This is a genomic window from Niveispirillum sp. KHB5.9 (assembly GCF_048066115.1).
Lineage (GTDB): Bacteria > Pseudomonadota > Alphaproteobacteria > Azospirillales > Azospirillaceae > Niveispirillum.
Genome location: NZ_JBLTYX010000019.1, coordinates 25,257 through 38,755, shown reverse-complemented (window position 1 = coordinate 38,755; position 13,499 = coordinate 25,257). Strand labels below are relative to the sequence as shown.

Sequence of the window (13,499 nt, the reverse complement as noted above, 5' to 3'; positions counted from 1 at the left end):
GAAGCGGCATGGAATGCCGCTGCGATAAAATGGGAGGATGGGATGGCGAGTGAGTTCAAGCCCGGCCGGCTGGCCCGCAGCATGGCTTTCTATTCCGCATATCATCGGCACCCGCATAACCGGCTGACCCATTATTTCGGGGTGCCGACCATCGTGTTCGCGGTGATGCTGGGCCTGTCCTATCTGACCGTGCCGCTGGGCGGGACGCAGGTCAGCGTGGCGCTGATCCTGATGGCGGTGCTGGCCGCCTATTATGTCTATCTGGACCCGATGATCGGTGGCACGCTGGCAGCAATGTCGGTGCCGTTCCTGATGCTGGCCGATCATGTAACCACCCTGCCGAGCGCCATGGCGGTTACCATCGGCCTGTCCACCTTCATCGGCGGCTGGGCGGTACAACTGCTGGGCCACAAGTTCGAGGGCAACAAGCCGGCCCTGACCGCCAACCTGCTGCAGATATTCGTGGCACCGCTGTTCCTGGTGGCCGAGGGTTACTTCGCCCTGGGCCTGCGCAAGGAGGTGGAGGAACAGGTGGAACGGCTGGTGGCCGATGGCATCGGTGGTCCCGGTGCCCTGGGCCTGCCGGCGCATCAGGGCTGAGATGCGGCATATCCTGATTGCCGGGGCCGGTTCCGTCGGTTGCTATGCCGGGGGCTGCCTGGCCCTGGCGGGGCGGCCCGTCACCCTGCTGGGCCGCGCATCGCTGCTGGATCGGATCGCGGCGGGTGGGCTGCGGGTCAGCGACCTGGACGGGCTGGACCGCACGCTGCCGACTGGTCCCGGCCTGCGGTTGGACACGGACCCCGCTGCTGCCATGGCCGATGCCGGCCTGATCCTGGTGACGGTCAAATGCGCCGACACCAGCGCGATGGCCGACCTGATCGCCACCCATGCCCCGCCCGATGCGCTGGTCATCAGCCTGCAGAATGGCGTCGGCAATGCCGGCATCCTGGCCCAACGGCTGGGACCGGATCGGGTGCTGGCCGGCATGGTGCCGTTCAACATCGTGCAACTGCCCGACGGGCGGTTCCATCGGGGAACCGGCGGGCGGATCATGATCGCGGCGGGGCAGGATGGCGTGCGCGCGGAACTGGACGTGCCGGGCCTGCCCGTGGCGGAAAGCGCCGACATGGACGCGGTCCTGTGGGGCAAGCTGCTGATCAATTTGAACAATGCGCTGAACGCCCTGTCCGGCCTGCCGCTGGCGCAGCAGGTGGCGGCCCGGCCCTGGCGCCTTCTGCTGGCACACCAGCAATGGGAAGGGCTGCGGGCATTGCGGCGGGCGGGGATCAAGCCGGCCAAGTCTGCCGCCCTGGCACCGCACCTGCTGCCGTGGCTGCTGTGCCTGCCCGATCCGCTATTCCGACTGGCGGCACGGCGCATGCTGTCCATCGATCCGCTGGCGCGGTCGTCGATGTGGGAAGACCTGGAGCGCCATCGGCCGACCGAGATCGACCGGCTGCAGGGGGCGGTGATCGATCTGGCCGAACGGCACGGGCTGGACGCCCCCGTCAACCGCCGGGTCCGGGATTTGATCCGGGCGGCGGAACAGGCGGGGGCCGGGTCGCCAGGGTTGGCGGCGGGGGCGGTTTAGGTCCCGATCAGCCCCAGTTCCGGGCTCGACGCCTCGGCCCGCAGCCGCTTGGGGATACGCCCCGCCAGCCGTGCCATGCGCCCGCCTTCCACGCCGGCGCGCATGGCGGCGGCCATCATTACGGGATCGATACTTTTCGATACGGCTGTGTTCAGCAGCACCGCGTCACAGCCCAGCTCCATGGCCAACGCCGCGTCGCTGGCGGTGCCGATCCCGGCATCCAGCACCACGGGAACGCTACTGTTCCGGCAGATCATTTCGATATTGTAAGGATTGAGGATGCCCAGCCCCGTGCCGATCGGTGCGCCCAGCGGCATGACGGCGGCGCAACCGACATCGGCCAGCCGGCGGCAGATGATGGGATCGTCGGTGCAATAAGGCAGAACCACGAACCCGTCGCGCACCAGCTCATCCGCCGCGCGCAGCAACTGTTCCACGTCGGGGTAAAGCGTCTCGCGGTCGCCGATCAGTTCCAGCTTGATCCAGTTGGTGTCCATCGCCTCCCGCGCCAGCTGCGCGGTCAGCACGGCATCCTTGACCGTGGAACAGCCGGCGGTGTTGGGCAGCAGCCAGACTCGGCCTGCCACCAGATCCAGCAGCCCCTCGCCATAGCCCGTCAGGTCGGCCCGACGGACGGAGACGGTCAGGATTTCAGCGCCCGAGGCTTCCAGGCTGTCCAGGAACACCTGCTGGTTGGGATAGCCGGCGCTGCCTAGGAACAGGCGCGACCGGAAGCTTTGGCCGGCGATCTTCAGTGGATCCTTCATCTCAACCACCTTGCAGAACCTTGACGATTTCCACCCGGTCGCCGGGGGATAGCACCGTATCGGCCCAGCGGCCACGCGGCACCACACTGTCATTGACGGCCACGGCGATGCCGCGCGCCCCCGGATCGACCCCATCCGCCGCCATCACGGCGGTCAGGGCGTAATCGTCGGGCTGGCGATCCTTGCCATTGATGATGATCATGTTCCCATCCTTCACGCCGCACGGGCGGCGTTGAAACGGTCGGCCCCGAAGGGGGCGATATGCGGGTCGGTCCGGCCGGTCAGGACCAAGGAGGATATGGCGTCGGCCGTGATCGGGGCCAGAAGGATGCCGTTGCGGTGATGGCCGGTGGCCAGCACCAAGCCATCCAGGCCCGGCGCCATGCCCAATATGGGCGCATCGTCGCGGCAACCGGGGCGGTGGCCCGTCCACATCTCCTTGATGGGCAGTTCCTCCACCCCCGGCAGGGCCCGCCAGGCGGCATCCAGCAGGGCCAGCACCCCACCGGCCGTCATCTGCGCGTCGAACCCCTTCTCCTCCGTCGTCGCCCCGATGATCAGGGTGCCATCGATGCGCGGCACCAGATAGCATTTGGGCGCCCAGACGACATGGGTCAAAAGCGGATTGGCCGGGTCCATGGTGAGTGACATCATCTGTCCCTTCACCGGCCGCACCGGCGGCGGGCTGGCCTGACCGGGGATCAGCTTCGACCAGGCGCCGGCGGCGATCACCACCTGATCGGCGGGCACCACCCGGTCACCCAGCACGACACCCCGCACACGGCCACCCTGGACATCCAGGCCCGTGACCTCCACCCCCTCGTAAAGGCGCGCGCCGGTCTTCTCCATTGCCACGCGCAGGGCAGCACTGGCCAGGCGGTTATCCACCTGCCCATCCTTGGGGCTGAAGATGCCGGCGGCGGTGCGCGGGTTCAAGAACGGCTCCCGCTCCTTGGCGGCGGCACCGGTCAGCCAGGACAGGTCCAGGCCCAGCTTGCGCTGGAATTCATAGTTCGACCGCAGCAGTTCCACCTCGTCCCGGGTGCTGGCCACGACCAGCGTGCCCTCGGTACGCAGGCCGACGGGTATGCCGGTCAGCGCCTCCAACTCCTGTGCAAAGCCCGGCCAGCGAGCCTGGCTTTCCAGGCAGAGCGGTAGCAGCGACTGTTCGCCCGGTTCCGCTTCCACGCCGGCCGCCAGCATGCCGGCGGCGGCCCGGCTGGCCGCCTGCCCGGCCTTGGCGCGCTCGAAAATCTCGACCTCGGCCCCTTGTTGGGCCAGGCGCCAGCCGATGGACATGCCGATGATGCCGCCGCCGATGATGGCGACGCGCGGCTTGCTCACGGGTTTATAGGATGTCATTTCCGCCTTCTCCCTTCGCCGGCATGACCCGGATCAGGTTCTATGGGTGTGATCTCAGCCGCGACCGTTAGGCCATGCGGCACCCCAGGGTCCATGCGCTATGTCATGGGCCTGTCACGGACGGAATGCAAGGGGATGAGGCGTGGCAATTCCGCCCCGCCCGGATCGCGCTTGACCATTGGCCGCGTGCGCGCATATCTGCCCCATATGGGACATTGTGCCCTATCCGCCGTCCAGACCCCCTCGGAACCACCTCCCATGTCGCTGCTGCCTATCCTGACCATTCCCGACACCCGCCTGAAGACCAAGTGCAAGCCGCTGGCCAATGTCGATGGCCGCGTGGTGGGCCTGATGGATGACATGCTGGAGACCATGTACAAGGCGCCGGGCATCGGCCTGGCCGCCCCGCAGATCGGTTTGCTGGAGCGGCTGATCGTGGTGGATGTCACCGACCAGCGCACGGAAAAACCCGACCCCATTGCCATGGTCAATCCGGAACTGATTTGGACCTCGGACGAGCTGGCCGTGACCCAGGAAGGGTGCCTGTCCATCCCGGAGATCTATGCCGATGTGACCCGGCCCAAGATGGTGCGCGTGCGCTATGTCGACCGGGCGGGCGAGGTGCGGGAGATGGATGCCGACGGGCTGCTGGCCACCTGCATCCAGCATGAGATCGACCATCTGAACGGCGTGCTGTTCATCGACCATCTGTCGTCGCTGAAGCGCAACATGATCCTGCGCAAATACAACAAGGCGCGGAAGTAAGCGCACCCGTTCCCATAGCCCGGAAGGTTCCCCATGCCGCTGCGTCTCGCCTTCATGGGCACGCCGGATTTCTCCGTCTCTATCCTGGATGCCCTGGTCGCGGCCGGGCATGAGGTCGTCTGCGTCTATTCCCAGCCGCCGCGTCCCGCCGGGCGCGGGCAGCAATTGCATGCCAGCCCCGTGCATCGCCGGGCCGAAGCCCTGGGGATTGAGGTCCGCACCCCCAAGAGCCTGCGCAAGGCGGATGAACAGGAAGCCTTTGCCGCGCTCAATCTCGATTGCGCCATCGTCGCCGCCTATGGGCTGATCCTGCCGCAGGCGATCCTGGATGCGCCGCGTCTGGGCTGCGTGAATGTCCATGCCAGCCTGCTGCCGCGCTGGCGGGGGGCGGCGCCGATCCAGCGGTCGATCCTGGCCGGCGATGCGGAGACGGGCGTGACAATCATGCAGATGGATGCCGGGCTGGATACCGGTGCCATGCTGCTGAAGGATGCTCTGCCGATCACACCCCGGATGAACGCGGCGGAACTGCATGACGCGCTGGCCAGCATGGGGGCGCGGCTGATGGTGGAAGCACTTCCCGGCATCGCGGATGCGTCGCTGAAGCCGGTGCCGCAGCCGGAAGCGGGCGTGACCTATGCCGCCAAGCTGGCCAAGGAGGAGGGGCGGCTGGACCTGTCCCGCCCGGCGGCGGAGCTGGACCGGCAGGTGCGCGGCCTGACCCCCTGGCCCGGCACCTGGATCGACCTCTCCAATGGCGAGAAGCTGAAGGTGCTGGAAACCTTGCCCGTGGATGGGAAGGGCGAGCCGGGGACGTTGCTGGATGCCGGCCCGACGCTGGCCTGTGGCGATGGGGCCCTGCGGCTGGTTCGTGTGCAGCGGCCGGGCAAGGGTCCGGTCGATGGCGGCGCCTTCCTGCGCGGTTATCCGCATGTGGTCGGGGGAAAGCTGATCGCGTGACGCGCCCCCTGCCCAATCCGCCCCTGCTGCTGATCACCGACCGGACGCAGGCCGTGGATGGGCTGCTGCCGGTGGTGAAGACCTGCGTCGCGGCCGGGTGCCGGTGGGTCAGCCTGCGGGAGAAGGACCTGCCCGCTACCGAACAGGTCGACCTGCTGCGCGCCCTGAAGCCAATACTGGCCGATGTCGGCGGCATCCTGACCATCCATGGCGATCCCGACCTGGCCCCGCTCTGCGACGGGGTGCATCTGCCCGATGGCGCCGACATCGCCGCCGTCCGGGCCTTGCTGGGGCCTGAAGCTCTGATCGGCGCGTCCTGTCACGACCGGGCCGGTGTCGAGGCGGCAGCCAGGGCCGGCGCCGATTACGCCACGCTCAGCCCCATCTTCCTGACCGTGTCCAAGCCGGGATATGGCCCGGCCCTGGGACCGGCTGTGCTGGCCGACCTGCCCCTGCCCACCCTGGCCCTGGGTGGTGTCGATGCCGGTACTATCGCCGCCTGCATCGGTGCCGGGGCGGCGGGGGGAGCGGTGATGGGGGGGGCGATGCGGGACCCGTCCTCCATGGCCCTGCTGCTGGCTGCGACGCCGGGCCGCAAGCCCGGCATTTGACCGGCGGGGCGTCAGGCCCCCATATCAGCCGCATCTTTCATCCATCGAACGGCCCGTCATGTCTGCCGCCTCCGCTTCCGGCCACCGCGCCGTCGCCAACTGGCTTTTGCTCTGTGCCGGCATGGTCTTCGTCATGGCCATCATCGGGGCCATCACCCGCCTGACGGAAAGCGGTCTGTCCATCACCGAATGGAAGCCGATCACCGGCGCCCTGCCGCCGCTGAACGAGGCGCAATGGCTGGCGGAGTTCGAGAAATACAAGCAGATTCCTGAATACCAGATCCTGAACCGGGGGATGGGGCTGGAGGATTTCAAGCAGATATTCTTCTGGGAATGGTTCCACCGCCTGTGGGGCCGTCTGATCGGCGTGGTCTTCGCCCTGCCGCTGGCCTGGTTCGCCGTGAAGGGCCAGGTGACACGGGCGATGCTGCCCAAGCTGGTGGGCCTGTTCCTGCTGGGTGGGCTGCAGGGCTTCATCGGCTGGTTCATGGTGCAGTCGGGCCTGTCGGTGCGCACCGATGTCAGCCATTATCGGCTGGCCATGCATCTGGCCATGGCCCTGATCCTCTATGCCCTGCTGATCCAGGCGGGTCTGGGCATGCGCCATCCCGGTGCCATCCATCGGCCGGAGCGGGACGACCTGCGCCGGCATGGCTGGGCCGCCATGGCACTGGTGTCGGTCACCGTGGTCTGGGGGGCCTTCGTGGCGGGGCTGGATGCCGGCTTCGCCTATAATACCTGGCCGCTGATGAATGGCGATTTCGCGCCGCCGGAAATGTGGACCCTGTCGCCCGGCTGGCTGAACCTGCTGGAGAATACGGCGGCCGTGCAGTTCACCCATCGCTGGCTGGCCATCGTGACCGCGCTGGCGATCCTGTCCTATGCCTGGCGGGTGGGACAGCGGGCCGATCTGCCGGATGTGGCGAAGAGTGCCGCGCTATGGCTGGCGCTGGGCATCGGCGGGCAGGTTGTGCTGGGCATCACCACCCTGCTGCATATGGTGCCGGTGCCGCTGGGGGCCGCGCACCAGGGTGGGGCACTGGTGGTGATCGCGCTGCTGATCCGGTCGATCCATACGCTCCGGCGGGGGTGAAAGGAAAAGGGCCGGATCGCTCCGGCCCTTCTGTTCTAGCTTTCAGTTCCTCAGGCGCCGGCGCCACATCCGTGGCTTGGCTTCACGCCGCACGCGCGGCGGCAGTCGCCGCCGGAGCGGTTTTCCCCGCACAAGGAAAACCGCTCTAATGCGCGCCGGCCCCTTCCAGCAGGCCACGGTTGCGCAGCAGCGGCTCCACCTTCGGCGGACGGCCGCGGAAGGCCACGTAGGCTTCCATCGGGTCGCGGGTGCCGCCCGTGGAGAAGATCGTGTCATAGAGCCGCTTGGCCGTCTTCTTGTCGAAGATGTTGCCCGTCTCCGTGAAGGCGTCGAACGCGTCGGCGTCCAGCACCTCGGCCCACATATAGCCGTAGTACCCGGCCGAATAGCCATCGCCGGAGAAGATGTGGCTGAAATGCGGGGAACGGTGGCGCATGACGATCTCCTTCGGCATGCCCAGCTTGTCCAGCGTCTCGCGCTCGAACTTGTCCGCGTCCAGGTCCTTGGCATCGGTCAGGCTGTGATAGGCCAGATCGACCAGCGCCGAAGAGGTGTAGGACACGGTGGCGAAGCCCTGGTTGAACGTGTCCGCCGCCTTGATCTTGTCGATCAGGGCCTGGGGCATGGGCTCGCCGGTCTTATAATGGACAGCGAAGCGCTTCAGCATGTCCGGGTCGGAGATGTAATGCTCCATGACCTGGCTGGGGAACTCCACATAGTCGCGCAGCACCGACGTGCCGGAGAATTGCGGATAGGTCACGTTCGACAGCATGCCGTGCAGGGCATGGCCGAATTCATGGAACAGGGTGGAGGCGTCGTCGAAGGAGAGCAGCGTCGGCGCCCCGTCGGCGCCCTTGGAGAAATTATTGTTGTTGATGACGATGGGCGTGACGTCGCCCGACAGCTTCTCCTGCTCGCGGAACGACGACATCCAGGCGCCGGACCGCTTGGACGGCCGGGCGAAATTGTCCATGTAATAGACGGCCAGATGCTTGCCGTTGCGGTCCTTGACCTCATAGACCTTGACGTCGGGATGGTAGCGGGGCGCTTCCTTCCATTCGGTGAAGGTGATGCCGAACAGTTGGTTGGCGGTATAGAACACCGCCTCGATGACCTTGGGCAGCTGGAGGTAGGGCTTGATCTCCTCCTCGTTCAGGTCGTACTTCGCCTTGCGCACCTTCTCGGCATAGTAATACCAGTCCCAGGGCTCGATCTGGATGTTCTGGCCCTCCCTGGCGGCCAGCGCCTGCATCTCGTCCCGCTCTTCTGCCGCGCGCTTCTTGGCCGGTTCCCAGGCCTGCATCAGCAGCTTGCTGGCCGCGTCCGGCGTCTTGGCCATGGTGTCGGCCAGCTTGTAATCGGCGAAGGTCTTGTAGCCCAGCAGGTTCGCGCGCTCGATGCGCAGCTGCACGATCTCCTTGATCAGGGCGTTGTTGTCATGGGCGTCGCCATTGTCACCGCGCGCGATCCAGGCCTTCCAGGCCTGTTCGCGCAAGCCCCGGGAGGCGGAGAAGGTCAGGAACGGTTCGATCGAGGAACGCGACAGGGTGATGACATACTTGCCCTCCAGGTCGCGTTCCTTGGCGGCTTGGGCGGCTGCGGCCACCACGAAGTCGGGCAGGCCCGCCATCTCGTCCTTCGATGTCAGGACCAGCTTGTATTCCTTCTCGTCGGCCAGGACGTTCTGGCTGAACTGGGTGGACAGCACGGCCAGGCGCTGCAGGACGGTGGCCATGCGCTCACGCTGCTCGCCCTTCAGTTCCGCACCGGCGCGCACGAAATCCAGATGATAGCGTTCCAGGACCCGGCGCTGCTCGTTGTTGATCTTCAGCTTGTCACGCGTGTCGTACAGCGCGTCGACGCGGGCGAACAGATCGGCATTCAGGTTGACGGTGTTGTTGTGCGCGGCCAGGACCGGCGCCATCTCGCGCTGGATCTTCTGCAGCTGGTCATTGGTGTGGGAGGAGGAGAGGTTGGAGAAGACGCGGGCCACATTGCCCAGCATCTGTCCGCTCTTCTCCAGCGCGTCGATGGTGTTGGCGAAGGTGGGGGCGTCCTTGTTGTCGGTGATCGCCTTGATCTCCGCCAGATGGTCGGCCATCGCCTTCTCATAGGCCGGCCTGAAATGCTCCGGCTTGATGGCGTCGAAGGGCGGGACGCCGAAGCGCGTGTTCCACGGGTGGAAGAAGGGATTGTCGCTGGTCACCGTGTTCGTCTCCGCCTGCGCGACCTGAACGGACGCGTCCGCCGCCATCGCCGTCACCGGGGCCATCGCCCCGACCATGGCCAGGATCAGGGCCGAAGCCCCGTTCTTCAACATCATCTTCACTGCCTGCCCCCACATTATTGGATAGGGATTGTCCGAACCGACATGGGTCGGGCATCGGGCACCCCCTGACAAGGGGTGAAACAAAACCGTTACAATGAACCGGCCTATGCCCGGCAATTGTCATGGATCATGGCGGCTTATGCCGGAATGCCGGCTGGATGGGTGGGGGACAGGGTCGTTAGACTGGCCCCGACACGCCATTTCCCAGGAAAGAAGATGAGCAAGGACAAAGCCGCTTTCCCCCGTCTGGCCGACCTGGACATGAAGGCCCACCGCATCGCCGACAAGGGCGCCTATGAGAAGGAGCTGGCGAAGCTGCAGGACGAGATCCTGCATGTCCAGCAGGCCTATTGGCATTCCAAGCGCCGGGCCATCATCGTGTTCGAGGGCTGGGACGCTGCCGGCAAGGGCGGGGCCATCCGCCGCCTGACGGAGAATTTGGACCCTCGAGGCACACATGTCTGGCCCATTTCCGCGCCCACGGCGGTGGAGCAGGGCAAGCATTACCTGTGGCGCTTCTGGCAGCGGCTGCCGGAAGCCGGCACCTTCGCCATCTTCGACCGGTCCTGGTACGGGCGCGTGCTGGTGGAACGGGTGGAAGGCTTCGCCCGGCCGGCCGAATGGCGCCGCGCCTATGACGAGATCAACGAGTTCGAACGGCTGCTGATCGATGACGGCGTGCGCATCGTGAAGCTGTTCATGCACATCTCCCCGGATGAACAGCTCCAGCGGTTCAAGGAACGGCTGAACAATCCCTACAAGCATTGGAAGCTGACGGCGGAGGATCTGCGCAACCGCGACCGGCGCGGCGATTACGAGGAGGCCATCGACGAGATGTTCGCCCATACCAGCACGGGCCACGCGCCTTGGCATGCCGTGCCGGCCGATGCCAAATGGTATGCACGCGTGGCCGTGCTGCGCCATGTCGTGGCGGCGCTGGCCGAAGGCGTGGATATCAGTCCGCCGCCCATCGACCCGGCCGTGAAGAAGGCGATGGAGAAGTTGTTGAAGTAAGGCTTACTCCGCCGCCGTCCGCGCCCGTGGCAGGCGGGCCTGGGCGTCGGCCAGGATGGCGTCCATGGCGGCCAGTGCCGTGTTGACCGGCTGGCCCGGCCGCAGCAGGCCCAGGCAATCGCGCAGCGCCTGGGCGTCGCCGGGGAACCCGACACTGTCCAGCCCGTCGGCCATGCGCAGGGTCAGGCGACGGATGGCGGCGACGTCCGGGGGCGGCCCATCCTCGGCGGCCACCGGGCGCAGGCTGCGCCTTGCATCGGCGACGTTCTGGGCGGCCAGCGCCAGCAGCGCGTCGACGGCCTGCCCGCCCAGCCGCCCGCGCAGTGCCCCCATCGGCCCGGTATCCGCCGGGCGCTGGTTGCCGGTGGATGCGGCGTCCGTTCCGCCATTGCCGGCCAGGGCCACGTTCCCCATTCCGTCGGGCGGGATGATGCGGGCCAGGGTGGACAGTAATTCCTCCAGCTTGATGGGCTTGGCGATGAAGCCCTGCATGCCCACGGCCTTGCTGCGCGACACGGTTTCGGGCAGGACATTGGCGGTCAGGGCCACGACGGGCACGGTGGCCATGGGCCCGCCGGTTTCGCGCAGCCGCGCCGTCGTCTCGAACCCATCCATGCCGGGCATGCCGATATCCATCAGCACCAGCCGCACCCGCTGCTGGGCCAGCATGCGCAGGGCGGTTTCCCCATCCTCCGCCGTGATCACCTGCACGCCCTGGCGGGTCAGCAGTTGGGTGGCCACGAACTGGTTGACGGCGTCATCCTCCACCAGCAGCACCGGCGGCCGGCTGGTCCAGTAGGGCAGGACGCGGGCCGCCCCGCCCGGCGCCTGGGCCGGGGCGGCGGCCAGCGGCATGGGCAGGTCGACGGTGAAGACGGTGCCATGGCCGGGTGCGCTGTCCACCTGGATATTGCCGCCCATCATGCCCACCAGCCGCTTGCATATGGCCAGGCCCAGCCCCACGCCGCCGAAGCGGCGGCTGTCCCCGCCCTCGGCCTGATAGAAGGCGTCGAAGACATGGGGCAGCTTGGCGGCCGAGATGCCGATGCCCGTGTCGGCCACGGTGATGCGGACCAGCACGGCGCCCGGCGTGGCGCTGGCATGGCCTACACTGGGCGGCTGGCGTACGGCCACCACCTTGATCCCGCCGCGTTCGGTGAACTTGATGGCGTTGCCGATCAGGTTCAGCAGGATCTGGCGCAGGCGGGCGGCGTCCACGCTGACATGGCGCGGTACGTCCGGCGCGATGGATAGTTCCAGGCTCAATCCACCGGCTGCGGCACGGCCCGCCATCAGGTCGATGGCATCGTGCAGGCGCTGGTGCAGGTCCATGGGCTGGGGCAGCAGCGACAGATGCCCCGCCTCGATGCGGGTGATGTCCAGCAGATCGTCCAGCAGGGCCAGCATCGACTGCCCGGCCTTGTCCATCACTTCCAGCACCTTGCCCTGGGGGGATGCAGGATCCGGCCGGCCGGGGCCGTTCAGGATCTCCAGCCCGCCCATCACGGCATTGATCGGGGTGCGGATCTCATGACTGACGGCGGCCAGGAACACCGACTTGGCCTTGTTGGCGGCATCTGCCGTCTGGGCGGCCTGGTCGCGCTCGCGCGCCACGCGGGCATTCTCCGCCGCCTCGCTCTCCAGCCGGCGCTGCAGCCATTCGTTGGACAGCGCCATGATCGCCATGCAGCCGGCCACCAGCCCGACGATGGAGGTCAGGAAATTCAGCGCCGCCGCCGGGCTGGGGGAGAAGAAGCCGCCCACATCCTGGCGCAGCACGATATCGGCGATGCGCACCAGCAGGATCAGGGCCATGCCCGTGAAGAACAGGGTGATGACGATCCACAGGCGCGGTGCCACCCGCCGCCCCTGCCGCCAGCTTTCGTACGCTATGCTCAGTTTGATGCCGACCAGCCAGATGGTGGCGGCGATGGAGCGCAGGATAATGTCGTTGCGATTGAACACATCATAGACCAGCACCGCAGTCAGGATGGCCAGGGTGACCAGGGGCATGGTGGCGCGCAATGGCCGGCCACAGAAACGTCGGATTCCCAGCAGCACCAGGACATGAGCGAAGCCGACGCCCAGATTGCCCGTCGTCACCGACAGCCAGAGCGGCATGTAGTCACGCGCCGCCAGTATGGCGACACCGGTGGCCCCCATGATGATGCCACCCGTCAGCAGGCCCAGGCCGGGAATGGTGCGCTGGCGCCACCAATAGACGCCCAGCGAGCAGGCCAGCCCCACGGAAACAGCCGCGAAGGTGACCAACAGGGTCAGGACATCAAGACGGGGCAGGGCTTCCATGGTCGTGTTCCCTGGACGGCACGGGCGGCTGACCTTTCCTTCCCTTTCAACCATGCCGGGGGCCACTTGTCACGGGAATGGTTAGGCATGTCACACCGGCGGTACCCCTTGTGCCGAGGGGCGCGGCGCAAAAGGCTGGGTGTGAAAAGCGCCGCAGGCCCGCCATTTTTCAGCCCTGTCCGCGCCATCGCGGCCGGGTGATCCTAAAGTCACAAGAGAGGTCGGCGGGGGAGGAAGCCGACGAAACCTTAAGAAGGAGCAAGCCCATGTCGCTCAGCGGTCCAATGTTCGCCGCGGCCGCCCCGTCCAAGGGGCCGGTCGGCCATTCCAATCTGGTGCAGGGCGACCTGCAACTGCGGCTCGACGTGGGCCGCGCCACATGGCGCGGCCGGCCCGTTCCCGTCACGGGGACGGAGCTGAAAATGCTGCACCTGATGATCCACCGGCAGGGGGAGCCCGTCAGCTATCGCGAACTGTACGACCTGGTGCATGGGCCGGGCTTCATGGCCGGCAAGGGCCATGCCGGCTATCGCGCCAATGTCCGCGCCTTCATTAAGCGCATCCGCAAGAAATTCCGCGATGTGGATGACGGGTTCGATGCCATCGGCAACGATCCCGGCACCGGCTATATCTGGCGGGATTAAGTGGCGCCAGACCGTGGCCATCAAGGGGAGCTTCGGCTCCCCTTTTTGCTGCC

The 13,499-nt window shown here is 66.8% G+C and carries 13 protein-coding genes and 1 riboswitch; of the genes, 8 read left to right on the top strand and 5 right to left on the bottom strand.

Annotation, left to right across the window (positions count from 1 at the left end; genetic code table 11):
• The first annotated feature begins 42 nt into the window (after positions 1–42).
• Both ACM9HJ_RS24340 and ACM9HJ_RS24335 read left to right on the top strand, forming a co-directional pair.
• Positions 43–600 (top strand): DUF962 domain-containing protein, encoded by a 558-nt coding sequence (locus tag ACM9HJ_RS24340; RefSeq protein WP_416574378.1) that lies wholly within the window; start codon positions 43–45, stop codon positions 598–600.
• 1 nt (position 601) lies between these two features.
• On the top strand, positions 602–1,594 hold the full coding sequence (locus ACM9HJ_RS24335; protein WP_416574377.1) for a 2-dehydropantoate 2-reductase: 993 nt from the start codon (positions 602–604) through the stop codon (positions 1,592–1,594).
• Here ACM9HJ_RS24335 and ACM9HJ_RS24330 read toward each other — a convergent pair.
• The 3 genes from ACM9HJ_RS24330 to thiO all read right to left on the bottom strand — a co-directional run bounded on the left by ACM9HJ_RS24330 (position 1,591) and on the right by thiO (position 3,723).
• Positions 1,591–2,361 carry a thiazole synthase gene (locus ACM9HJ_RS24330; RefSeq protein ID WP_416574376.1) on the bottom strand — a complete coding sequence of 257 codons (771 nt, stop codon included), beginning with the start codon at positions 2,359–2,361 and terminating at the stop codon, positions 1,591–1,593. The genes ACM9HJ_RS24335 and ACM9HJ_RS24330 overlap by 4 nt on opposite strands.
• A gap of 1 nt (position 2,362) precedes the next feature.
• A complete protein-coding gene (gene thiS, locus ACM9HJ_RS24325; protein WP_416574375.1) occupies positions 2,363–2,563 on the bottom strand; it encodes a sulfur carrier protein ThiS in 201 nt (66 codons plus the stop codon).
• 11 nt (positions 2,564–2,574) lie between these two features.
• Positions 2,575–3,723, bottom strand: coding sequence for a glycine oxidase ThiO (gene thiO, locus ACM9HJ_RS24320; RefSeq protein WP_416574374.1), 1,149 nt, complete (start codon positions 3,721–3,723; stop codon positions 2,575–2,577).
• Positions 3,716–3,820, bottom strand: a riboswitch (TPP riboswitch). Its footprint overlaps the gene before it by 8 nt.
• A 161-nt stretch (positions 3,821–3,981) precedes the next feature.
• On the opposite strand from thiO, the gene def reads away from it, so the two are divergent.
• The 4 genes from def to ACM9HJ_RS24300 are packed head-to-tail and all read left to right on the top strand — an operon-like array spanning position 3,982 to position 7,152.
• Positions 3,982–4,488 (top strand): peptide deformylase, encoded by a 507-nt coding sequence (gene def, locus ACM9HJ_RS24315; protein WP_416574373.1) that lies wholly within the window; start codon positions 3,982–3,984, stop codon positions 4,486–4,488.
• Positions 4,489–4,521: 33 nt separating this feature from the next.
• Complete coding sequence (gene fmt, locus ACM9HJ_RS24310) at positions 4,522–5,448, top strand: methionyl-tRNA formyltransferase (protein ID WP_416574372.1); 927 nt, start codon at positions 4,522–4,524, stop codon at positions 5,446–5,448.
• Positions 5,445–6,059, top strand: coding sequence for a thiamine phosphate synthase (locus tag ACM9HJ_RS24305; RefSeq protein ID WP_416574371.1), 615 nt, complete (start codon positions 5,445–5,447; stop codon positions 6,057–6,059). Before fmt ends, ACM9HJ_RS24305 begins: the two co-directional genes overlap by 4 nt.
• A 58-nt stretch (positions 6,060–6,117) precedes the next feature.
• Complete coding sequence (locus tag ACM9HJ_RS24300; protein WP_416574370.1) at positions 6,118–7,152, top strand: COX15/CtaA family protein; 1,035 nt, start codon at positions 6,118–6,120, stop codon at positions 7,150–7,152.
• Positions 7,153–7,297: 145 nt separating this feature from the next.
• Here ACM9HJ_RS24300 and ACM9HJ_RS24295 read toward each other — a convergent pair whose 3' ends face one another.
• Positions 7,298–9,475, bottom strand: a complete 2,178-nt coding sequence (locus ACM9HJ_RS24295) for a M3 family metallopeptidase (RefSeq protein ID WP_416574369.1) — start codon at positions 9,473–9,475, stop codon at positions 7,298–7,300.
• Positions 9,476–9,697: 222 nt separating this feature from the next.
• Between ACM9HJ_RS24295 and ACM9HJ_RS24290 the strand changes: the two genes are divergently transcribed.
• Positions 9,698–10,495 (top strand): polyphosphate kinase 2 family protein, encoded by a 798-nt coding sequence (locus ACM9HJ_RS24290; RefSeq protein ID WP_416574368.1) that lies wholly within the window; start codon positions 9,698–9,700, stop codon positions 10,493–10,495.
• A gap of 3 nt (positions 10,496–10,498) precedes the next feature.
• Here ACM9HJ_RS24290 and ACM9HJ_RS24285 read toward each other — a convergent pair whose 3' ends face one another.
• Positions 10,499–12,802: an ATP-binding protein gene (locus ACM9HJ_RS24285; RefSeq protein ID WP_416574367.1), complete on the bottom strand. Its 2,304-nt coding sequence runs from the start codon at positions 12,800–12,802 to the stop codon at positions 10,499–10,501.
• A 266-nt stretch (positions 12,803–13,068) separates the two neighbouring features.
• Here ACM9HJ_RS24285 and ACM9HJ_RS24280 point away from each other — a divergent pair, with 266 nt between their 5' ends.
• On the top strand, positions 13,069–13,446 hold the full coding sequence (locus ACM9HJ_RS24280) for a helix-turn-helix domain-containing protein (protein ID WP_416574366.1): 378 nt from the start codon (positions 13,069–13,071) through the stop codon (positions 13,444–13,446).
• The last annotated feature ends 53 nt before the right edge of the window (positions 13,447–13,499 follow it).